The sequence below is a fragment of the Verrucomicrobia bacterium S94 genome (assembly GCA_004299845.1).
In the GTDB taxonomy this organism is placed as follows: Bacteria; Verrucomicrobiota; Kiritimatiellia; order Kiritimatiellales; family Pontiellaceae; genus Pontiella.
In genome coordinates, this window is the sequence record CP036201.1 from 1287122 (window position 1) to 1310239 (window position 23118).

A 23118-nucleotide genomic window follows, 5' to 3' on the forward strand; every position below is an offset into this window, starting at 1 on the left:
TGAACCGCTAATCGATCACCAGCGGTTTTTTCTTTGCGGCTTCTTTATTCAGCTTCTTCCGAAGATCTGCATAAAATTTAAGCCGGGCCTGCTGATAGGCCCCGGCCTGCAGAAATTTATTCGGCTGATTTCCGGCATTCCATTCATTCCATAGCTTTGCCAGTTTCTTCCGCAGTTCCGGTTGCTCATCGACAATATTATTGCGTTCATAAGGATCCCGCTTCATATCGAAAAGCATCGGCTTATCACCGACCTCACTTCGCGGAAGAAGGTATTTAGCCTCCGGAGTACGGACCGCCCAGTACTGTCCATCCTGCATACGCCAAAAGAGGGCGTTATGCGGAGCCTCTTTCTTTTCTCCGGTGATATACGGAATAAGATTCACGCCCTCAATCTCCGGCCCTGAAGTATCGCCCTTTCCCAATGCAACAACGGTTGCTGCAATATCGAGCGAAATTACCGGCAGATCATAGGTGATGCCGCCTTTCAACCCGTTCGGCCAGTGCATAATAAACGGAACATGATTCCCACCTTCCAGCATACTGCCTTTCCCGCCGCGGAAATTACCGCTGTCTCCCCAGTCATGCGATGCCCCCCGCGGCGTTCCGTAAGGACGGGCCTTATCGACAATTCCGCCGTTGTCCGACAGAAAAAAGATCACGGTGTCCTCAAACTTTCCGGAATCTTTCAGCGCTTCAACCACCATGCCGATTCCCTGGTCCATTGCATCCACCATCGCCGCATAAATCCGCCGCTCCCGATGGTCGATGTGTGCATATTTTTCAATCAGCTCTTTCGGAGCCTCCAAAGGCGCATGCGGCGCGTTATAGGCCAGATAAAGACAAAAGGGTTTATCCGATTCGCGAACAAACTGAGCTGCTTCACGACTCAGCTGCGTCGTCAGATATTCATCAAACTCCGCCGTATTGTTGTTGCGCGACAGCGGCCAATAACCGCCTTCATTGGCCGTGTAGTGCGGCTTGCCGTTCTCAAGCTCAAGCGGAAAGGTGGTATTTACGTTTTCCGGGAAATAGGTATGGCCGCCCGACAGAAAACCGAAAAAATAATCAAATCCCCGATTGTTCGGATGGTAAACATGCGACCCGCCAAGGTGCCATTTCCCAATCATTCCGGTACGGTATCCGGACTGCTTCAACCGTTTTGCAAAGGTCACTTCGCTCAGGGGCAGACCGCTGTACTGATCAAAAAAGGCATTGGTTAAATTAATTTCCAAACCGAATCGCGCCTGATACCGCCCTGTGATCAATCCCGCACGCGACGGCCCGCAGTACGGATGCGTAACATAACCGTTCGCAAACTGTACCCCATCATGAGCCAGCTTATCCAGTGCCGGAGTTCTGATTTCCGTTGAACCGGTAAATCCCAGATCCGCATAACCCAGATCATCCGCAAGAATGATCAGAAAGTTCGGCCGCTCCGCAGCATAAACCGAAACCGCACAGACCGTTATCATCATCCATTTCAAAATATGTCTCATCATTTCCACTTTCCTTCATCACATACCGCCTTCAATAATCAGACGCGAAAATGGCAGCAGAAACACTCTGCTGCCATTCGCTTCACATTACTGAAAACAGGTGTTACACCGCAAAACGACGACGGACAACCAGGATACTTCCGCCGAACAAAGCAATCAGGCCCAAGGTCGCCGGTTCCGGAATCACAGCAATATCCACATTATCCAGATAGTATTCGCTTCCTTTGGAAGTTTCAGGAATATTCCAGTGGAACAGAACTGAATTCACAGACCCTTTATCCGTCTGGGGAGTCGTTTCCCAGACCTGGGTTTCTCCTCCGTATTCCGTCAGTGTAATTTTATACGTATCCGGATCAGCACCGTTCGGAGCATATTCACCGGTAAAACGATACCAGGTATCCTCCTTTATCGTATCTGAAAGCATAACATTACTACTGCCGTCATGATTCAGAAACTGATTGCTGTCTGTTCCTGTTTTGTTCTGAAAGAAACTCGTATTGGAACCTTTACCGGTATCCGACTGTATCTGCATATTCGCCAGAGTCGCTGCGTTTGCACTCGGGCTCATAAAATCAAATTGAACCCTCAGGGCTTCTCCGTCACCGACACTTCCGCTGTCCATGGTGAATCTGAGATTAACCTCTCCAACGTCGGATTCATCGTACATCAGAAGCGATTTCCCCGTCGGATTGGAGGCGGCTGTAAATGCGGATTCCGTTCCGGTCGCAGCGGCATACGTATCCGCATCCGCTGTGCCCTGATAGGAAATAACCCACGCGGCATCCATACCGCTGTCAAAATTATCCGTCAGTAGCGAGCCATGCGCCACAACTGCCGGAATAACCATGAGTGTGATCATCCAGTTCTTCATTATTTCTCCTTCTATTCTATGGTTAAAATAAGATCCCCGCCTTGCGGCGGGGCCACTCCGTTAAGGGTGGAGTGTGATGATGAAAATGATCCTGCGCCCGAAGGCGCAGGCCGGGGCACATCAGAGTTCATTAACCTTCAGATCAATGAACTTTGTTGCAGCGGTTGCCGGAATAAAGTTGGTTACGGCCTTCAAATAATAATCAATGTTGGCTTCACCGATTTTCACTACTTCCGCATCCGGTGCAAAACCGGCAGCGACCAGGTTTTCGGTGGTTTCGAGCGAATACTCAATGCCCGGTTCCGGATCGCGCAGCTCAACATTGACGAAGATGAATCCGTTGGTACCCATATATTCGGCTACAGACAACTCCGGCAGCATGCCGGGATTTTCCGGGTCATTCGGATCACCGAGGAAAGCATATTCCTTCAGATTGCTCACCCTATCACCATCTGTATCTTCATACAGATTGGAGATACTGTTATTGGCAGCCCAGTAGTCGAGAGACGGAACAGATCCACTGACATTGACAATCAGCTGAACCGGTTTAAAACGCAGCTGTTCGTCCGAATACCAGCCGACGGCATTGATATCGGTAAATCCAAGGTTTGCCCCCGTATCGAAAGAGGAAGGCTGCCCCATCTCCGAACCGATGGTTACCGGAAGCTCACCGAAGTTCGCCTCGGCAATGTTGGGAATATGCAGAGTTCCAGTGGTGTTCCATGCCCCGCCGGTGCCGTTTCCGGCCGAGTCCTCACTGACATACCAGGTATTGCCGTTGCGGACTGCAATCTGGAACGTTCCCGAAGAAAGCAGTTTGTTCGCAATCCGCACATCCACAGCATTGGCAATGGCATCTACCGAAGCAGTCGGTTCCGCCCAGTCGGTTGACTCCACATACCACAGCAGATCCGCACGGGGAGCCCCTCCGTTCTGTCGATACTCAAAGTTGTCTGTGGTAACGCCGTTTCCGGTATTGGCGTTGTTAAACCGATAACCAATGTCGCCCCGTCCATCTGTAATATCCGCAGCCAATGCGTCCAGCAGAGTATACGCATAGAACGTCGGTCCGTTGTATTCACTGCTGGAAATCAGCGGCGTAACGGTGTTGTCGATGTAGACAAGCGAACCGTTGGTCGTCAGCCCGTCGGTCAGCCCGAAATTAACATTCGCGCTTCCCATGTCCTCATTGACCCCGTCAAATTCCAGCACGGTCACCGATGCAAACGGCGCTCCCGGAATTTCATCTGAATCCGCAATACCCGTATCGAAATAACCGCGAACCGTGTACCAGTTGGTTACTCCGTTGAAACGTGGAGTATCAAGAACAACGGTATCCGTTACATTTGTAACTACAATCTGTGGTCCGCCTTCGGTTTCAGCCATCAATAGGTCATAACTGTTGGCTTCCAGTGCCGCATCCCAGCTGACAGTCACACTTCGATCTCCTCCAACGGCTAACACTCCGGACGGAGGGGTCGGTACCGGAGGATAATTCGTATGGGTTACGCGCAACGATTCCAGCACAACATCCGTTTTGTTGGTATATGTACTATTGCTTTTCCAGGCATTCCTGTAATGCGACATCGTGAATTTAGAGGCGGAGCTGTCATACATGCCCGTTTTTTCCGGGCTGACGACATAGTCCAGGCTCGTATTTGTTGCCGTGGATGAACTGAGCGTAGCCTTTGCCTGATAAATACCCGGTTCACGGGTTTTTCGGATGCTCCAGTCCAGCGTAATCGTTTCTGTGACCAGATCGTCTGCTGATACACCGTCACCCTCTTCATTTTCCGGATCCCAGCTGAGATCTTCACGCTGAAGTTCAGCCAGCTTTGTGGTATTATCTGCATTTTCCGTTGTGAAAAGTACAGCCACATTACCGTCTGCCGCCAGACGTACCAGCATCAGTGCTTTATCGGCATCCCAGGCAATATGCGGGGAATCTTCAGCGGCGGTCGGACCGAAAGATAAGATATCGGAATTTAACAGAGTCGCCACAGACTGACCGTCTGCGGTATATCCCTGGAGCTTGAATTGAATCGTACCTTCCAGCGTATCGTCCGGATTATTATCCATCAGTTTGTCCAGATAGACAGCATTACCGAGGTAATTCGTATCCACAAATCCGTTGCCGACCGTTGAGGCTTCACCGCTGGATGAAGCATTGACGATGTTAAAAGCATTCGGATCAGAATCGGCAGAAGCCTTCCAGCCCTGCTGACCGGCCAGATCGCCGTTGGAATATCCCTCTGCAGCAGTAAAGGACGTATCGATGATCGTTCCGGTGAAGATGGCGGTCGGCGTTACGGAAACTTCTATGGAATTGGTTGAATTTGCAAAACCGTCATAAACTGCCTGAACCGTATAGAAATACTCGGTGTTATTTACCAGACCGGTATCCACCAGATTGGTTCCGGTCAGATTGGTGAACGCAACACCGTAAGACCCGCTCACGGTCGAACGGAATACATCGTAACTGGAAGCTTCGAGCGTACCATCCCAGCTTAACGTAACCTGGGAATCATACGGAAGCGCAACAACATTAGTCGGAGCCACCAAATCCGGAGAAACAATTGATTTCTCCACTGAGAGGCTTTCTATATCCATGTCGATCATGCCATTACCGAAAACAGCGTACTGCGCCGAATACGCATCCGTGTGCCGGCCCATAGCCAGAACAGGATCGGTTGCCGCATAGACTCCGGATGCTTTATTTTTCCCGGCAGTCGATACGACACGCCCGCCCAGCCCGTTTGTGCGCACATCATCGACCCAGGCTCCGGTGTTTTTATTCGATACACTGCCCCAGGCCAGATAATTTCCGTCGGTGGTTTTGCGGATGGTCCACGACAGATGAAGCTCATCAGACTGGCAGTCGCCCGTTTGCGGATTCATACCCAGCACTTCCTGACCCGCCGGCTCTACCCAGGTATCTCCATCAGAAGGTGTCTGAAAAATACGCAGATCCGCATCCTGTTCGGAACAGAGCTGCATATCGAGCCGGTTATTGGCCCGATAGCGCAGAAACAGCACCACATCATTCTGGTCAAACTCACTCAGCCCGTTTGTGGTTGATGAAGTTAAACCGATTGTAAAAAAGTTCGCATTGGGCATGGTGCCGTTCCCAGCATACGTGCCTTGCGGAATACTGAAACTGAAATCCATCTCCCCGGTCCACTCACTGTAAAGCTCATTTCCGGCCGATGCTTCATTCAGATAGACATAACTGCCGTTCGTCGTAACCAGAAAGGCCGCATCACTGGCCGCGTCGTTGATCAGCCAGTCTGAATTATCGACAGTAAATGCATTGGTTCCCAATTGCGGGAGACTGTTCTCATCAAACTGCTGCAGAGCGGTCCAGTTGTTCTGGCCACTGAGATCCCCGGGCGAATAACTGCCGGCAGTACTGTCAAACAGGACCTGACCGTACGAAAGTGCAGCCATCCCCACTGCGCATGCGGCAAGTGTATATTTTCTCATCTTTATCCTCCATTTATGTGCTTAACACTCCCGTTTTCGAGAGCGTTAACATCATTTCTTACATGGAGAATAAATTGTGTCTATCTATCCGATAGTTTACATGGCCGAAAGAATAGGTTTCAGTCGTCCAGATGAAGAATACCGCGTTTATAGGCAAAAACAACGGCCTGAGTCCGGTCAGCCGCACCGAGTTTATCGCGTAGATTGGCAATATGCAGTTTAACGGTAGCCAGAGAAATATTGAGCACATCTCCGATTTCCTTATTGCTGTTGCCGTCTGCTAATAATTTCAGCACTTCCATTTCACGACGGGTCAGATCCGGCTGTTTCAACCGGTTGTCCAGTTTGGCCGAAATCTGAGGAGGAAAATAGGTTCCTCCGGCCGCGACCTCCTGAATCGCTGCGATGACATCGCGAACTCCTCCGGCCTTTTTGGTCAGATAGCCTTTCACCCCGGCCTGCTTGGCCAGATAAATATCCTCTTCGGAATCAAAAACCGAAAGCAGAATCACTTTGGCTTCCGGATCTTCAGCCCTGATTTTTTTTGTGCATTCAATCCCGCTTTCGCCACCGGGCATCTGATAATCCATCGTAATCACGTCCGGCTTTTCCCTACGGAAAACCTCCAGCGCTTCGACACTGTTTCCAGCCTCACCGGCCACTTCCAGCTCCGGCTCGATCCCGATCGCCTCGGTCAGGCCCAAACGCATCAATGCATTATCATCCACCACAAGAATACGAATCATATCAACTCACCAGCCATTTTCTGAGCGAAGGAATCTTCAGACAAATGGAAGTTCCCTTTCCTTTTTCACTCATTACATTCAGTTCACCGTGCAACTGTTCCGCACGTTCTCTCATACCCTGCAAACCGAAATGTCCGAGTTTTACACTGCCCGATACATCAAAACCGATGCCGTCATCCTCTACAAGAATATCCAGCGCGTCGTCCTGATATTCTATCATCACACGAATTACGGAAGGAGACGCATGCCGGGCCGCATTGCTGACAGCTTCTTTAATAAACAGCAGCAGATTCCGCTCTGCTTTCAGTTTCAGACGCACCGGATTCCCCTTGTGCTCATACTGCAGTTCCGCCCCGCATTCCCGGGCCAGCGGTTCAATACTGATCTCCACCGCCGAGAGTAAATCCATTTTTTCCAGCAGACCGCCGCGCAGTTCGAGAATCGTTGCACGCGATTCCTGACTGCAACGCATCACCATATTTTCCACCACTTCCAGCGCACGGGAATTTTTCGCCGCCGCCTTCTCCACCTCAAACCGCTGACGTTCGATCAGGGCACCCTGCCTGTCGTTTTCCATCATCGACTCAAACTGTTCCAGGAACGCCAGCTGCTGCTCCCGGTTCAGTTCGACCAGCCGCTGACAACCGCTCAGCTGAATCGATGCCCCGGCCAGTCCCTGTTCCAGATTATCATGTAGTTCGCGTGCCATACGCGAGCGTTCCTCCATAACCGCCTCCCGCTCCACCTTTTCACTGATAATCCGGGTCTGACGCTCAACCGTTTTACGCAAAGCCGCAATCCAGATCAGAAACAGGGCGGACGATGTGACTGCACTCCCTGAAAACCAGAGCAGTCGGCGGGTATTCCACCACGGAGCCGGCGACAGCACCTCAACATCCCCCGCATCCCGCACCTCCAGCCGGAAACCGACCACATCAAGATACCAACGACGGTCAGGCCGCTTCAGAATATTACACAAACCGGTCAGACGGAGTTCCGCCCCCGGTTCCAGCCGCTCATCATGCTGCATATCGGCAGGAAGCACCACATCGAAAACCTGTTCACCCGCCCGGCATCGCAGCAGCTGCATAGTGGAACCGTCTTCGCTGAAATATTCACTGCTGTAATCCACCAGTTCCGCTTCCACCTGAATCAGGTTAAAATTAAGGCGCGCATCAATAGGATCCTTCTGAAGATCTATGGTAATCGGTTCCAGCGGTCCCGAATGACCCAACACCTCCACTGAACCGGCAATAAAGGCCGGACTGACCGGCTGCGGATCCACAATACCGACCACGGCAACTTCATCACCCGGTTTAACCTGCGTTGCCGGAGGTACAGATACCCGGAGCCCGGCCTTTTCGTTGCGGATAAAGATTTCGCCTTCCGCTGCATGAATAACGGTTCCAAAGGTCCGGATCGGCCGGTTCACCACCATACGGAAACGCATCAGCTCATGAATCCGGGCCTCCATCTCCACATTCATCCGGAATTCGGTTCCCGCCTTTCTGAAATCATCGGCGGAATGTACATAAAAAATGCGATCCACCATCTGCCGGTTCAGGTTGAACACTGTCCCCGCAACGGCATTGCAGTGAACAAAACTGAAAAGATGAGATTCCAGTTTTTTCATATTCTCTTTGGAATAAGGAACCTGCAGATTGAGAATCCGAGCGTTTCGTCGGACCTCCACCTGAATAAATTTAGAATTGGCCGACCGGGTCAATGATAGTACCCGGCCGCGAACCTGAACCCAGGTTGCATCCAGGCCGGTGGAAAGAAAATCATTATTCTGCACAGGGCGCCCATCCGGAACCGGCTCATGCCCCACCACCTCAATGGATTCCGCTCGGACCGCCGGTGCAAACCCACCGGCAGTGGTAACCCCCGCAATCCGGACCAGATCACCCTGCTTCAACCCCTTAACCACAGCGGGGTCCGTCGGCCCCTCCACAAACACGCCCTCCTCTCCATCAAAAATGAAAAGTCCGTTCTGCAGAGGATTCGTACGAACCACCTGGGCCTGCAGCTCAACCGGCCGTCCTTCGGCCGCATTTTCCGGCTTCATCCGCCGCAAACGATATATCGAATCCAGCGCACCCTGTGCCGCCGCACCGAGTGCCAAAAAAAACATCAGAAAAAATCGAACCCCAGACCGTTTCATTGAAAAACTCATAACAGAACAATCTAGCAGGCCGGAATCCGAAGAACAAGGCAGGGGAGGTTCTTCCCCCTCTACTTCCGCCGAATCTTCAGAACATAGGCAAAATCGCAGGGTTTTTCTTTCGGAAATCTGACCGTCAGCGCCTCCGGCGACTGCGTCCATTCAAGAGCCTCCTCACACCCCAGAAGTTCCAGCGACTGAATATCGCCGGGATGCAGCTTTCCGGCAGAACCCAGCACCTGAACCTTAAGCTCTTCCCCGGGCCACCCCAGAACGATGGCATAGAGGATTTTTCCCTTCTGCGTGAAGCGGATATCCTCCGCGCCCCAGTGCGGAATATTTTTATCTTTCCCATCCCAGGTGCCGTGCTGATGATGCCCCGGCGAAGTTTCCTCGGTCGGCCCCTCCCCAAAATAACTCCAGGGAACCGTATCATAAACAGCCTCCCCGTTCAGCCTCAGCCAATCCCCGAGGTCCGTGAGCTGTTTCACCTGATCCTCCGAAAATGAACCATCGGCCATTGGCGGAACACTCAGCAGAAGGCGCCCGTTTTTACTCGTAAGATCGACCAGCAGATCCACCAGATGGTTCGCCGATTTCATCGGATTATCAGGGTTATAAAACCACGGGGTTCCCCATTCCAGATGATGGGCCATATTGATATCCGCCATCCACGGATCATACTGCAGACCGATCAGACTGCCGTTTTCAATATCGCGCATACCGATGCCGGGCGGAATATCAAACGATTTATAAATGAACTCCACCTCGCGCCCATCCGCTGCGGCCTGATTAAAGAAATAAGCTAAATGCTTCTGCTGCCACGGTTCGGGAATGGTACGGATTGCATTATCCTTTCCCGGAAGATGACGCCCCTGAACACTGCGTTTCTGTAATTCCGAACCCACGGTCCCGCCATAGCTTGTATCCACCCAGACCATATCCGGCTCATACTTATCGATCGCTTCCTTCATACGGGCAAACCAGCCCTCCAGCAAAATCTCCGCCCGACGCCCGGCATTTGCCGTATACAGCGGTTCATCTTTTTCTCCCGCCGGATCCAGAACCAGCTTGTTTTCCGGCGAAACCTGACCCCAGATCGACCTGTTGTTATGAAACGACATCAGTACCTTCATATCGCGTTTCCGGAGTTCGGATACCAGCTCACCGACCATATCAATTTTAGGTCCGCGCTTTGCCATCGTCCAGTCCGAGAAATCGCTGTCCCAGTTCAGAATGCCCGATCCATGCCACGCCACCGGTCCGGCAAACTGCGCCCCCGCCTTTTCAAACAGATCGACCCATGCTGCGGCATCAAACTTTTCGCCGCGCCACATCTCAAAAGCCTCAAGACGCGAAATTTCATGCCCTTTCAGCTTTTCCGCAAGCTGAATGGTCTGCGGCCCCCAATGGCAGTAGATTCCAAACTTCATGCCGTCCATCCACTCCGGCGTCTGATGTTTCCGTAACGAGCTCCAATCGGCCTTATACGTTTCTCCGCCCGCAGTCGCTGCACAGATCAGTATCGATAACACAGTTTTGATATTCATACGGTGACTTTCTTTTCAGTTTAGATGACTCAATACACTCAGTTTTAACGTAACAGATTTCACGATTTCGACATCCGGATTAACCGCATTAAAAGCAGCCCCGGTGAAATCAAACACAAACGCTCCCGAAAATAATCTTTATGATAAGCCCCCGGCACCATCAATTCTCTTTTCATTGATCCAATCCGCCATTTTTATCCTGCCCGGGCTTTAAAACACATACCGGAAGGACCTATCCCTCAGGCGACAAAATAGAGCAGGCGCCGCATATCGCACCGGTCCGGACAATCAAATACAGCCAATATCGCCCCGCCTCAGGTTCAACGTCTCATTTCAAAATACTTTTCTCTCAAATAGACGCTGCTGAATTCCGTTTTATGCTCCTTATTTACAAAAAAAACTGCCCCGGAATCCGGGGCAGGATTTCAATAAGAATTATGTTTGATGAGAATGATCCTGCGCCGTGAAGGCGCAGGATTGAATTTATGGAGTTTCTGTGATTTTCAGATCGATAAACTTCGCCGCTGCCGTAGCCGGAATGAAGTTCGTGACAGCCCGGGTATAGTAATCGATATTTCCTTCACCGATTTTCACCACTTCATCATCCGGAGCAAATCCGACACTGACCAGATTTTCGGTGGTTTCCAGCGAATAGCTAATCCCCGATTCCGGATCGCGCAGCTCGACACTCACAAAGATAAACCCGTTTGTACCCATGTATTCAGACGCCGTCAATTCCGGCAGGTTTTTCTGCCCTTCGTCGTTTACCGGATCCCGGTTGAAGGCATACTCCTTAAGATTGATGACACCGTTGGTGTTATCATCCGCCATCATATCTGAAATGCCGTTCTCATTCATCCAGTATTCCGGAGAAGGAATTGATCCTTCAGCATCATAGATAAGCGTTTCAAACCGCTGGAGATCATCTTCCATGCAGTACCAGCCGATGGCATCCACATCGGTAAACGTACTGCTGTCCGCCGTAAACGAAGAAGGTTCAACAAACGGGGTGCCCGGAATAATGGTTACGGCCGCCCAGTTTTCATCATCCACCAGATTGTCGTAGGTCACTTCGACACCGCCGTCAGACAGCGTTTCTCCGACATACCATATGCCATTGTTCCGGATCGCCAGTCGCGACTGGCCCATCAGACTTGAAAAGGTCACAGAGTGTTTCCCTTCAGTCAGATCGATCGAGGTTTTGGGCACGGTCATATCAATGGACCGCACATATTTCAGCTGATTCATGAAGGGAGCACCGTCAAGGCCCTGCAGGTACCACTGAAAATGATCTCCGTCCACGTTGTTTCTGACATTGTACCGCCAGGTATCTCCGGTGTTCATTGTCAGATTGGAATACACACCGCTGTACTGACTCAGACCATACAGAATAACATCGGCTCCGACCCCCGGATAGAGTTCCGGCGAATAGTAGGGGTTCACATCCTCGACATATTCAACCCAGGTCATCGTACCGTTGTTGGTAACGCCGGTATCCTGATCCATCACAACGCCGCTCCAGGAGGCATCCCTTCCGTCAAAGAAAATCTGACGTATGGATGCAAACGGAACCCCCGGAACTTCTTCGGAATCCGCAGACCCGTTTGCATAGTTTGCCCGAACTGTATAGTAATTGGTAATGCCGTTGAAACGCGGCGTATCCACAAAGAACTGATCCGTGATCCCTTCGGCAATAACCGTCTGCGGTCCACCTGCACTTTCTGCGAACAGAACATCATAACTTGTAGCTTCGAGTGCGGCATCCCAGAAAAGCTCAACCGCCCGGTCCCCCCCTTCGGCCACAACACTTTCCGGCGGGTTCGGTGCAGATATATTGTTGGTGGAGTGCGTAACATTCACGGCATGAATTTTAACATCAATCCGTTCATCCTCCCCTTGCTGGGCTTTGTAGTAATGGCCTATCACAAAATTAACCGACGGACTGGAATAAAGCCCTTCCTTGTCATGAATAACAGATGGGGTTACGCCTAATGTGGTGTAGTTTGTCTGTACAAATCCGGAGGTCAGATTGGAGAAGGTGGCTGTGGCCTGATAGGTTCCGATCTGCGTGGTTTTACGAATCTGCCAGTGATAGCGAATAACATCGGATTCATAATCATTTCCAGTGGGATTCGATGGCGACATCGGATTGAATCCGGATTCCTCCCCGTTTTTCAGATAGTCAAGACGGGTTTCATCCGTATCAATGCTTTCGTCTCCGAACATGGCGACCAGATTACCGAAATTGCGGACCTTCAGCGTCATAAGAGCCATATTATCATTATCTTCCAGATGCAGCGGCGCATCTTTATCGGCTGTGATACCAAAGGCCAGAACATCATAGTTTCCGATCTCACCGGTTCCGTCAGAAGTCGCCGAAATGGAGAAGTCAACATACCCTTCCCACGCATCTGCAGCGTTGTTGAGGGTATAATCCGACCAGTAAACGGCATTGCCCGTATTGGTACTGAAATTGCCTGCGGTCGCCGTATCCGCTTCGCCGGTGGACGCGGAATTAATTACGCTGAAGGCCTGGTTTGAACTGCCGGCAACCTGCTCCCAGCCGGCCTGACCGGCAAGATCCGTATCCGAATACCCTTCCGAAGAAACAAAGCCGCTATCAATAAAAGTGCCTGACACCAGATTGGCCGGAAGTTCCACCGGAATGATTTCCAGTTTGAGGTTATCGATCTGCATCACATCCGTATCAGGATCAAAGTTGGCTCCGTTACCCTCGATTTTAATTTTGAACGAAAGTGCGGATTCAAGCGCAATGGCAGCAGTCACACTGTTTGTCCACGAAACATGAACCACATCGCCGACTGAAGCACCTGTAAACTCTTCAAATGCGGATGAAACCAGCGTATTTCCGCTGCCCCCGCGAAGTTCGAGTCCGATACCCGATGTACCGGCAGGCAGGGCCTGAACATACATATCGAAGGAAAAAACAACATCGTCCCCGAGAGTCAGAGATACGGCACGCGGAGCATTATCGGCAGTAAGTTCGCCGAATCCTCCCGTCGGATTATTGGTTGCGGTGGTCAGCTGCAGGACATTTGTACCCGAAGCTGAAATAAAATTTGCGTCCGGAACAACCACTTCCCCGACAGCCATATTATTAAATCGCATACCTGCATCATAAGTTTCGTTGGTCAATGACGCATTAACGCCGAAGGCGTCCCCCTGATTGAAAGCTTCAAAATCTTCCACCAGTAATGTTACAGCAGCCGTTGCATGAACGGCCAGCCCCAGCAATGCCGAAGCCGCAATCCACATCCGTGGTATTTTCATCTCATGTCCTCCAATTAATTTATGTTCATAAAGAAGGCCTGTACCTAAGGATCTTCTTTACTGAGAGCGTGAACATAATGCATCTCATAGAACATGAAATTTGACTATCTGCCTATTTGGGTATCTACCTATATGGGTAGGATCAGAAAAGAACCCCGGAATACAAAAAAAGGCGAACGCACAGACGGCGTTCGCCAGCAAAAATAAACGCTCCCAGCTCTAGATATGCAGAATCCCCTTTTTATAGGCCAGCACAACGGCCTGGGTCCGGTCAACCGCTCCCAGTTTTTCACGAAGGTTCGACAGATGCAGCTTCACGGTTACATCGGAAATGCCCAGAATCTCAGCCATCTCCTTGTTCGTATTCCCTTCCGCCAGTAATTTGAGAATTTCCATCTCCCGCTTTGTTAAATCCGGCTGTTTCAGGCGATCCTCAAGTTTCCGCGCAATGACCGGAGGAAAATAGTCTCCTCCGAGGGCAACATTGCGAATCGCCTCCAGCAGCTCGTCTGCATCACCGGATTTCTTGGTCAGATATCCTTTAACCCCCGCACGCACGGCCTGCCAGACATCCTCCTCGGAATCGAATACGGAAAGAAGGATTATTCTGGCTTCGGGAAGCTGCTCCAGAATCTTGCGGCAGGTAACCACACCGTTATCGCCCGGCATCTGATAATCCATGGTAATTACATCGGGCGTTTCCTGCTTAATGAAATCAAGCGCTTCCTCACCACTGGCCGCCTCACCGATCACTTTCAGGTCCGGCTCGATTTCAAGACTGCCGATCAATCCTCTGCGCATCAGCTGATTGTCATCCACGACCAGAATTCTGATTATATCATTCATATCTATTTCTTCCATTCCTTCAGGGAATCGAGTCGGCCTGTAACCACTGTACCGGAACCGACCGTACTGACAATTTTCAACGTTCCCTTAATACGGCTCATTCGCTCCTGCATACCCTGCAGTCCGAAGTGTCCATATTTTCCGCCTTGTTCCACCGGGAAACCGCATCCGTCATCCGCAATAGATACAGTTAAACCGTCCGTAAAATCCAGCATGACATGAATTGTATCCGGTTCTGCGTGCCGCACTGCATTTGAAACCGCTTCCCGGATCAGCAGTAGAAGGTTGCGCTCCGCAACATGCTGCAGCCGGCACATTTCTCCTGTCACAGAGAGGTCACAGTGAATTCCCTGCTCCTCCCTGATTTTCTCCAGCGTCAACTGGACGGCTTCAACAAGATTCATTTTTTCCAGCAATCCGCCCCGAAGGTCCAGAATTGAAAGGCGGGATTCATTTGAACAGAATTTAAGAATATCCTCTACGACCTTCAGCGCCTTTTTGTTCCGTATCGAATCCGCCGCCAGTTCCAGTTCCAGTTTACGCAAATACTCCTTCTGCTCGTCAGCTCGGTCGCACTCAAGAGCCTGCCGAATCAAACCGGCATGTTTTTCAAAGCCCATTTTCTGCAGACGCCGGCAGCCGCCCAGCTGGAGAATGGAACCGGTCAATCCCTGTTCAAGATTATCATGCAACTCCCGGGCAACGCGCTGGCGCTCGTTCAGAACCGATTCCTGTTCTATTTTTTCAGCAATCACAGCGGTCTGTCTGGTCACCGTGCGCCGCAGCATATTCGTCCAGATCAGAATCAGCACAAAAGCTCCGCCCAGTATGCCCAGCACAAGAATCAGCCGCTCCGCTGTCCACCAGGGTGCCGGAGCCAGAATTTCGATATCACCGGCATTGCGCGGCTGAATCCAGAACCAGTCGACATACAATCGCCACTGCCGCTCCGTACTCCGCAGCAGATTGCATATCCCGGTCACCCTCACTTCAGCTCCGGCTTTCAGCGCATTCATATTCGGAAATTCAGACGGCAGCTTCACGGTGAACAGATGCTTATCCAGCCGGCAGACCAGTGTGTGTTCGATCAACCCGGTCGCCAGGCCAAACGACTCGGAAATATCCACCACCTCGGCCTCCAGCTGAACCAGCTCATAATTCAGATAGGCATCCGGCCACGTATCCCATCGTTGCCGCAACGCGGCATCCAGCAGCATCGGAACCGGTTCCGGCGCCTTCTCCGATTCTATTTTCCGAATCCTGCGGGCCAGAAAAGACGGACTGATCGGACCATGACGGGCAAATCCCTCCAGCTCCACCATATCACCGACCCTCACTTCCGGAATCTCCCGGACGGTCGCCTTCAGACATGCTTTCTCACCACGCAGAAAAATCTGATTCTCACCAATGGCCGTGACGGTCCCGTAGGTCATCACCGGATAACGAAGGTCTACACCGCTTCTCGCCAATTCATGTATCGGCCTCGGCACTCGTCCTTTTTCACCGTGACGATTGTCGATCACCTTAAAATCCTCTGCAGAATCGACATGCAGCGTGCGACCCACCAACTGACGATCGGTATTGTACTGGGTACCGGCCACAGCATTAAACTGCACCCGCGAAAACATCAGCTCCTTAACCCGGTTTTCCGCCGCCTCCGACCACGGAAGCAAAACGCTGAGCAGCGCATTATGAAACTCCAGGTCCAGCACCATGCAGTCATAAATCATTTCCCCGCCGGTTATCCTCCGCATCGAAACAAGACGCCCCTTAATGGAAATCCAGTCGGCATCGTTCATCGGAGAAAAAGTTTCAAATGCATAAAACGGACGGCCTTCAGGCCGTTGCGCGCGTCCTCGCACCGAAATGGTTTCAGCCAGAATCGACGGTGTAAATTCTCCTTTACGGGTAACGCCTTCGACCTCGACCAGCTGCCCCGCGGAAAAGCGGTCAGGATCCAGATTGCCGGCCGGCCGCATCACAAATATACAGCGTTCACCACTGCGCAGAAAAAAGGAGCCCTGTTCCGGATTTTTCCAGACAATCTGCCCTTCAATTTTTACCGGGAGCGCCTTTTCAGCGTGCTCAGGCGGAAGGTTCCGAATCTCCTCGATACTGGATACCGGCACATAGGACAAAGCGGAAGCAGTCACCGACAGCATCAGACTTAAAATTGCTATATACACCATTTCCCCGTTTCAGATTACCGTCTTCCAGACCGGACAGATTCTCTCTGCCGGAAAGACGTGAAACGGAAACTATGCCCAACCCCTTTGAAGTCTGCAATACATTGATGTCCGGATGCAGGAACACCGCCCGGCAATATAAATCCTAATCCGGAGTCAGTTCGCTGCGCTTCAGCGTGATCGAATAGACTTCGCGGCCCGATTCATGAATCAGACGCATTGTCACTTCGGGATCGGCTTTTGCAGTATCGAATTCGAACTCGCTGAATGCATACTCCGCAGCAATACCATACAGCTGCGTGGTCCAGGCCGGATCTCTGGCCGGCGGCCCGATGCGTCCGCCGAAACAGGCCCCGCCGAATTCATAAAACTTAAATCCGTTATTCCGCGGAATGGTAAAACCGCGCGCGCCGTGCCGGTCTCCGGAAATCAGCAGGACACCTCCGATTTTATGCGCTTCAATAAAACGGGAAAGCTCCTCGCGGCCCTCTTTATCATATCTGCCCCAGGAGTCCTTTCCGTTGGAGACATAATCGCTCCACATGGTTCCGCAGGAAAGAATGATAAACGGCGCTTTACTCTCCAGCAGCTGCTGCTTCACCCAGTCCATCTGCGCTTTACCGAGAAAGGAGTTCAGCCCTTTTCTGTGATCCCGGAAATAGCGGTTGTCGATCATAATCACATCCGCCGGACCGATCCGTGTTTTGAAAAAGATACCGCTCCGTTCTTTCTCGAAACCGTAGCCGGGATTAACCCAGGTCTGCGTCCACAGATCCCGGACATTCGACCGATCCTCCGCTGAAAACCTGCCTTCAACCAGACCACCGATATCGTTACCCGCATAATCATGATCATCCCAGGTGGCATAAACCGGGATTTCCGAACAGAATGTTGTCCACCGGGGCGTCAGATCGCGCAGCATCACATCGAAACGGGCCGCACCGGTTTTCCCCCGCCGATCCTGAACCGCGCTGTCTCCAATCATCAGCAATGCACTCGGCTTACGTTTCCGGACCAGATCCATCTGAGGATGCCCCAGCCCCCAGCGGTGCCAGCAGCTTCCCCAGGCAATGCGGGTGGTCCCGGGCTTTTCCGACGTGGTACGTATCACGGTACTTCCGTTAAAATGAATCGGCTTCCCGTCAATCAGCACCCGATATCCCGTCTCGCGGTCCGGTTCAAGCCCATCCACGCGGACCACAGCCGTCAGATCACTTTCCTCCGAACTTTTAACCGGTCCATAAACCCGGCCGGCCGCTTCAACGGTAACCGACGCCGGCTTTAACGTCCGGATCCATACCGATGCCCCCGTTTCTGAAATACACCCCAGCATCGGACCGCCGAGATGGGTCATTCCGGCATCCGCACAACGTTTAACAATTTCCGGATGCCTCATCAGTTCGGCAAACGTCTGATTTTTTTCCGCAAACAGAATAGGATGCGATGCCTTGAATAAATTCTGAATGGCTCTCGGCTGTTCTCCATGAAGGTTGAGAATTCTCAAACTGACATCCAGTGACCCCTTTCCGAGTTTCTGATGGATCGGCAGTTCTTTTCCGGCAACCCGATGCCCGAACAGACCGAACGCCACTGATGCCGTTGTAAATTTTCTCCGATTCACTGCTTCTCCTTGTTCTTTTTTTTCTTCACAGACCCGATACCCGTTTTCTCCGCCCAGTTCTTCCATTGTACCGCCATCTGCTGCAGCCGTTCAGGATAAACCGCGGAAAGATCATTCAATTCCGTCCGGTCACGGGAAAGATTAAACAGTTCCCAGTGTCCGATCTCTTTGGCATAGGAAATCTTCCAGTCGCCATCAATCATTGCACGGTTACCGACCCATTCCATAAATACCGGCTTTGCACGCTCGCGGAATTTTCCTTTCAGCACCGGCAGAACATTCTCGCCATCCAGCGGTTTCTTCCCCTCCGGAATATCATCATCCGGATCAAGTCCGGCAATCGCCATCAGCGTCGGCTGAAAATCAATCATATGCATGATGGAATCGTTCCAGACATTGGCAGGAACGTGCTCCGGCCACCGTACCACACAAGGCGTACAGATTCCGCCTTCATGACCGAAGAGTTTAAATTTGCGAAACGGTGTATTGCAGGCATTGGCCCAGTTTCGGCCGATCGCCCGATACGAACCGCGCGCTCCGATTTCAGCCCCTTCAATATGATCATAATTAAAAGATTCTTTACTAGCCTGATCTATTCACGCGCCCGGTATTGAGTTTGTTTTTTTGCGTTGGATGGATGCTGGCAGGCCGCAAACGATTGATGCCTGCTTGTTTTTTCGGAGTTTGATCGGATTTGGGCAGACCTCCCCCTTACCCCTGTATTTTATTTGCGCAGGGGACCGCCGGTCTGCCGCCTATCCTGTATTTGCGAATACGGATGTTTTCAGGGTCATGATTTCTGCAAAGGCCTGGGGCATATGCAGCTTGATGCGGGTCTTCCCTGTCTCCACCCGAACACCGATTTTGAGCAGTTTCAGGCGGAGGGTTTTAAATTCGGCACGACAGAACCGCGTGCCCTTGAGTCGCACGCTGCGCAGGTGGTGCATCACGACGTAGGCCGCGGAGTGCAGGAACAGGCGAAACTGATTGGCACTGAATCGGTGGCAGCTGGTCCGGTCCGACAGCAGGCCGTTCTTGTGATCTTTGATCATCAGCTCCATCGCGCCGCGCCCGCAGTAGACCGTTTCATAAAGATATTTCGCGCCGCTGTTTTCGAAGGAGGTAATGATAAAACGCAGATCCTCCCCGTTCGCATTGACCAGTACCCGGCAGATCACGCGGCGCGCCCGGCTCCAGGTACGGGCCTGATAAAAGGCGGATGCAAAAACACACGCTTCACGGCCGGTACATTCATGCTTTTTGCGTGCGTCAGCAAGGGCCTGTGCAAACTGTGCTTTTAAACGCGAGTTCGTCTGGAGTCCGGTGACAAAGTCCACTGATTGTGCCTCCAGCCAGTCCATGACCACGGGCTTCGTGTGGTGCGAGTCTGCACGGAAGATCAGGCGGGTGCATGGAAAGGCCGCCCGGATACGTTTTACCACCCGCTTGAGTACGCTGATAATTTCCCGGTCCGTCGGCGTCTTGCCCGGGCGAAGCACTGTGGTGATCAGCTTCCCGCTGAGTCCGTCGTACAGGTGAAACGGCATGAAGCAGTATTCATCCTCGAAGGCATTGAACAAGGCCATCTGCTGCCGGCCATGAACATGGTCGGCGGTGGGATCCAGATCAAGCACGATGGCCTCCGGCGCATGATCAAACGATGCAATGAACTGATCCACCAAGGCATACCCCATCCGGAGCAGCTCCCGGACAGACACGCGGTTTTCGAGCCGCGACATAGTGGGCTGCGAGGCGAGCGCACCGTCTTCGGGAAGACGGCCCGCCGCCATTTTGAACAGCGGATCGTCGCGCAAGGCGTCACAATCATTCGCGTCTTCGTAGCCGCAGCAGATCCGGACAACACGCTGGGTCAACAACTCCTCCATCGTATGGTCGACATACGACGGATGGCGGGGATCGTGCAACGCCCCGGCGAGCGAGCGGATGATTCCGGTCTCTTCGAGCACCTCGCGAACAAGCATCAGCCCGCCGTCCGAGCTGACCAGGGGTTCGTCAAAGACAGCGGAGACTTTACGGTTTTTAAGAGGTGAGAAAGGAAGCTGAATCTGATTATCTTTATCCATTGTCGGCCTTGGTTGTTTTTTGCCGGGAAGCAATTCGCAATGTATTCTATTTGCGTGCATTGCGGCAACCAAGGCCGTTTTTATGAATTATTCAGGCTAGCGCCATTATCAGAAAGGAAAAAGATCAGGGTATTATCTGCTGTTCCCGTTTCATCCAGCAGCTGCAGCACACGACCGATCTGCTGATCCATCCGGTCAACCATTGCCGCATGAACTTCCATCAGCCGCTCTTCCTCCGGATTCCCGGACCAGGCCTTAACTGCAGGATCCATAGGAGCCGGTTTCGTTGACGGATCAATCACCCCGATTTCCACCATCCGTTCATACCGCTCCTGGCGCAAAACCCTCCAACCTTTGGAATAACGCCCTTTATATTTTTCAATATTTTCAGGAGGAGCATGCAACGGATAATGCGGTGCCGTATAGGACAGATGAAGAAAATAGGGTTGCTGAGCATCAATCGACTTTTTCATTTCTTCAAGTGCATGGTCTGTAAACGCATCGGTTGTATAAAAATCATCAGGAAATTCGACGATCCGTTTGTCATTATGACCGAAATAACGCATACCGAAATTGGGCTTATCCGGATCGGTGGGATAAAAAAAGCTGGAGCAGCCGTCAAACAGCCCGTAGCTCTCATCAAATCCACGATCTATCGGCCGGCTTCCTTTATGATGTCCCAGATGCCATTTCCCGCTCAGGATGGTCCGGTAACCCGCCTGCTTCATGGCTTCCGGCAAAGTCAAACAATACTTCGGCACCAAGCCGCCTTTTCCACGGTTCGGATAACGCCCCGACATCAATGAGGCCCGCGTTGTCGTGCATTTTGCATTATTGTAGAAGTGCCGGAAACGCATTCCCTCTTTTGCCAGCCGGTCAATATTCGGTGTTTCTATTTCACCGCCATAACAACCGATATCGGAATACCCCATATCATCTGCCAGAATCAAAATGATATTCGGTTGAACGCCCCCTTGCGAAATACTCCCCAGAATCAATACAGCCAAACCGGTTATCAGTTGCTTCATTTGTCCACTCATTTTGTCACTCTTATAAACAAAAGAGCGGATGCCCCCCCCCTCTCTCCTGGACAGATCTTTTGGCCAGGATGCAAAAAATCCCATGATCGGAATCATGGGATTTCCAAACGTCACACTAAAAAACGCACGGATTAACGGTTCAGTTTAAAAACATACGCATGGGCCTCTGCCACATCTTCCGGCATCCGCACCGACAGACCGGCGGCAGTCTGTTTCCACTCGATATCCACACCGGAACCCAGCAGCGAAACCCCCGCGACGCCATCGGAAGCAGTAACCGATTTCATCAGGATCTGTCCCTCCGGTCGATCCAGCACAATGGCATAAACCGTTTTATGGTCCTTGCTCTGCGTATAACGGATATCCTCCGCCGTATAATGCACTTTTTTCAGGAACCCGCCTGATTTCTCAATCTCAGTCGGCCCCTCGCCGGCTGTATGCCACGGACGGGTGTCATAAATGGCCTCTCCATTCACCTTCAACCAGGCACCGACCGTGCGTAGAATCTCCTTTTCAGATTCCGGAATAACCCCGTCGGAGGTTGGCCCCACATTCAACAGCAGACAACCGTTTTTACTGACAATATCCGCCAGAATATCGATGATATCATTAGCGGTTTTCACTCCGGGACGGCTGGAATGGAACCAGCCCGGCGCAACCGTATCGTCCGTCAGCCAGGGTTTCGGTTCCAGATCTTTTACACGGCCCTTTTCATAATCGACAATGGCCCCGGGCAGATACGGCGAATAGCTCTTCACGGTAGTGGCGACTTCTTTTCCGGATTTTTCGCCGTGATTGTAGTAATCTGCAAGAAACGGATACATCAGATCATTCGGAATATCACGCGTACCCATATCCATCCAGATCATGTCAGGGTCATATTTTTCAATATATTCATCCAGCAGACCCCGCCACCATTTTTTAAAACGCGGCGACAGCGGATCGCCATAGCGGTGCGGCTCAAAATAGAGATCCACATATTCCGGATCTGTTCCGTCATGCCGATACGACGGAATAAAATAGCGCCAGGTATGGCTGTGATGAAAGGAAGCTATAAATTTCATCCCGCGCTTACGGATTTCCCGTTCCAGTTCCTTTGAAGGATCAAACCCGGCCTGCGTCTGAGCATTCCAGCGGGTGACGGAACTGTTCCACATGGCATAGCCATCATGATGGATCGCTACAGGACCGGCAAACCGTGCGCCGGCCTCTTCAAACAGATCCGCCCATTCGGCGGCATCAAACGATTTAGGCTGAAACGTCTTCAGGAGATCCTTCCAGCCGAAATCCTTCGGTTCTCCGAAACGCTTCACATGTTCAGTGTAGGCCCAGTGAGGACCCTCGTTGGTTTCCGCAGGATGACCCATCATGGGCGGATACCGGTTGATCGTCACATCGGCATACATATAGAAAGGATACCAGCCCACACCGGCAATTTCGTTGCCTACGGTCGTCGGCGTCCAGTGAGTGTAGATGCCGAATTTGGCATCCTTAAACCATTCCGGCGTCTCATGCCGATCCAGGGATTCAAACGTGGCCTCATAGGACATCCCGGCCTCTACCTGAGCGGCCAGACCGGCCCCCAGCAAAACAGTACTGATCCACAATCTCATTGTATTTATTCCTTTCTTTGGATTCATGAAATATGTGCAATACCGCCGTAACGGGGAATGTATAAAAATGCCGCATATATGTTAATTATGAACATTTGCAATTACAACACACCCATTTCCTGATA

The 23118-nt window shown here is 51.6% G+C and carries 14 protein-coding genes; all 14 read right to left on the reverse strand.

What is annotated here, in order from left to right; translation table 11 throughout:
• Positions 1-7: 7 nt before the first annotated feature.
• The gene (locus EGM51_05325; GenBank protein QBG49250.1) at positions 8-1498 is read right to left on the reverse strand and encodes a sulfatase; all 1491 of its coding nucleotides are present in this window, start codon (positions 1496-1498) and stop codon (positions 8-10) included.
• 103 nt (positions 1499-1601) lie between these two features.
• Positions 1602-2369 carry a PEP-CTERM sorting domain-containing protein gene (locus tag EGM51_05330; protein ID QBG46844.1) on the reverse strand — a complete coding sequence of 256 codons (768 nt, stop codon included), beginning with the start codon at positions 2367-2369 and terminating at the stop codon, positions 1602-1604.
• A gap of 120 nt (positions 2370-2489) precedes the next feature.
• The gene (locus EGM51_05335) at positions 2490-5852 is read right to left on the reverse strand and encodes a hypothetical protein (protein ID QBG46845.1); all 3363 of its coding nucleotides are present in this window, start codon (positions 5850-5852) and stop codon (positions 2490-2492) included.
• A gap of 119 nt (positions 5853-5971) precedes the next feature.
• Entirely contained in the window at positions 5972-6598 is a 627-nt protein-coding gene (locus EGM51_05340; GenBank protein ID QBG46846.1) for a response regulator transcription factor, read from the reverse strand.
• A gap of 1 nt (position 6599) precedes the next feature.
• Positions 6600-8924 (reverse strand): sensor histidine kinase, encoded by a 2325-nt coding sequence (locus EGM51_05345; GenBank protein ID QBG46847.1) that lies wholly within the window; start codon positions 8922-8924, stop codon positions 6600-6602.
• Entirely contained in the window at positions 8834-10312 is a 1479-nt protein-coding gene (locus EGM51_05350; protein QBG46848.1) for a hypothetical protein, read from the reverse strand. Before EGM51_05350 ends, EGM51_05345 begins: the two co-directional genes overlap by 91 nt.
• Before the next feature lie 483 nt (positions 10313-10795).
• Positions 10796-13603 carry a hypothetical protein gene (locus EGM51_05355; GenBank protein ID QBG46849.1) on the reverse strand — a complete coding sequence of 936 codons (2808 nt, stop codon included), beginning with the start codon at positions 13601-13603 and terminating at the stop codon, positions 10796-10798.
• 219 nt (positions 13604-13822) lie between these two features.
• Positions 13823-14449 carry a response regulator transcription factor gene (locus EGM51_05360; protein QBG46850.1) on the reverse strand — a complete coding sequence of 209 codons (627 nt, stop codon included), beginning with the start codon at positions 14447-14449 and terminating at the stop codon, positions 13823-13825.
• A gap of 2 nt (positions 14450-14451) precedes the next feature.
• Entirely contained in the window at positions 14452-16638 is a 2187-nt protein-coding gene (locus EGM51_05365; GenBank protein QBG46851.1) for a sensor histidine kinase, read from the reverse strand.
• A gap of 142 nt (positions 16639-16780) precedes the next feature.
• Positions 16781-18322, reverse strand: a complete 1542-nt coding sequence (locus tag EGM51_05370) for an alkaline phosphatase family protein (protein QBG46852.1) — start codon at positions 18320-18322, stop codon at positions 16781-16783.
• Positions 18253-18852 (reverse strand): hypothetical protein, encoded by a 600-nt coding sequence (locus tag EGM51_05375; GenBank protein QBG46853.1) that lies wholly within the window; start codon positions 18850-18852, stop codon positions 18253-18255. Before EGM51_05375 ends, EGM51_05370 begins: the two co-directional genes overlap by 70 nt.
• Positions 18853-19011: 159 nt before the next feature.
• Positions 19012-20400, reverse strand: a complete 1389-nt coding sequence (locus EGM51_05380; protein QBG46854.1) for an IS1380 family transposase — start codon at positions 20398-20400, stop codon at positions 19012-19014.
• A 20-nt stretch (positions 20401-20420) separates the two neighbouring features.
• Entirely contained in the window at positions 20421-21368 is a 948-nt protein-coding gene (locus EGM51_05385; GenBank protein ID QBG46855.1) for a hypothetical protein, read from the reverse strand.
• Positions 21369-21511: 143 nt separating this feature from the next.
• Positions 21512-22993, reverse strand: a complete 1482-nt coding sequence (locus tag EGM51_05390; GenBank protein QBG46856.1) for an alpha-L-fucosidase — start codon at positions 22991-22993, stop codon at positions 21512-21514.
• Between the last annotated feature and the right edge of the window lie 125 nt (positions 22994-23118).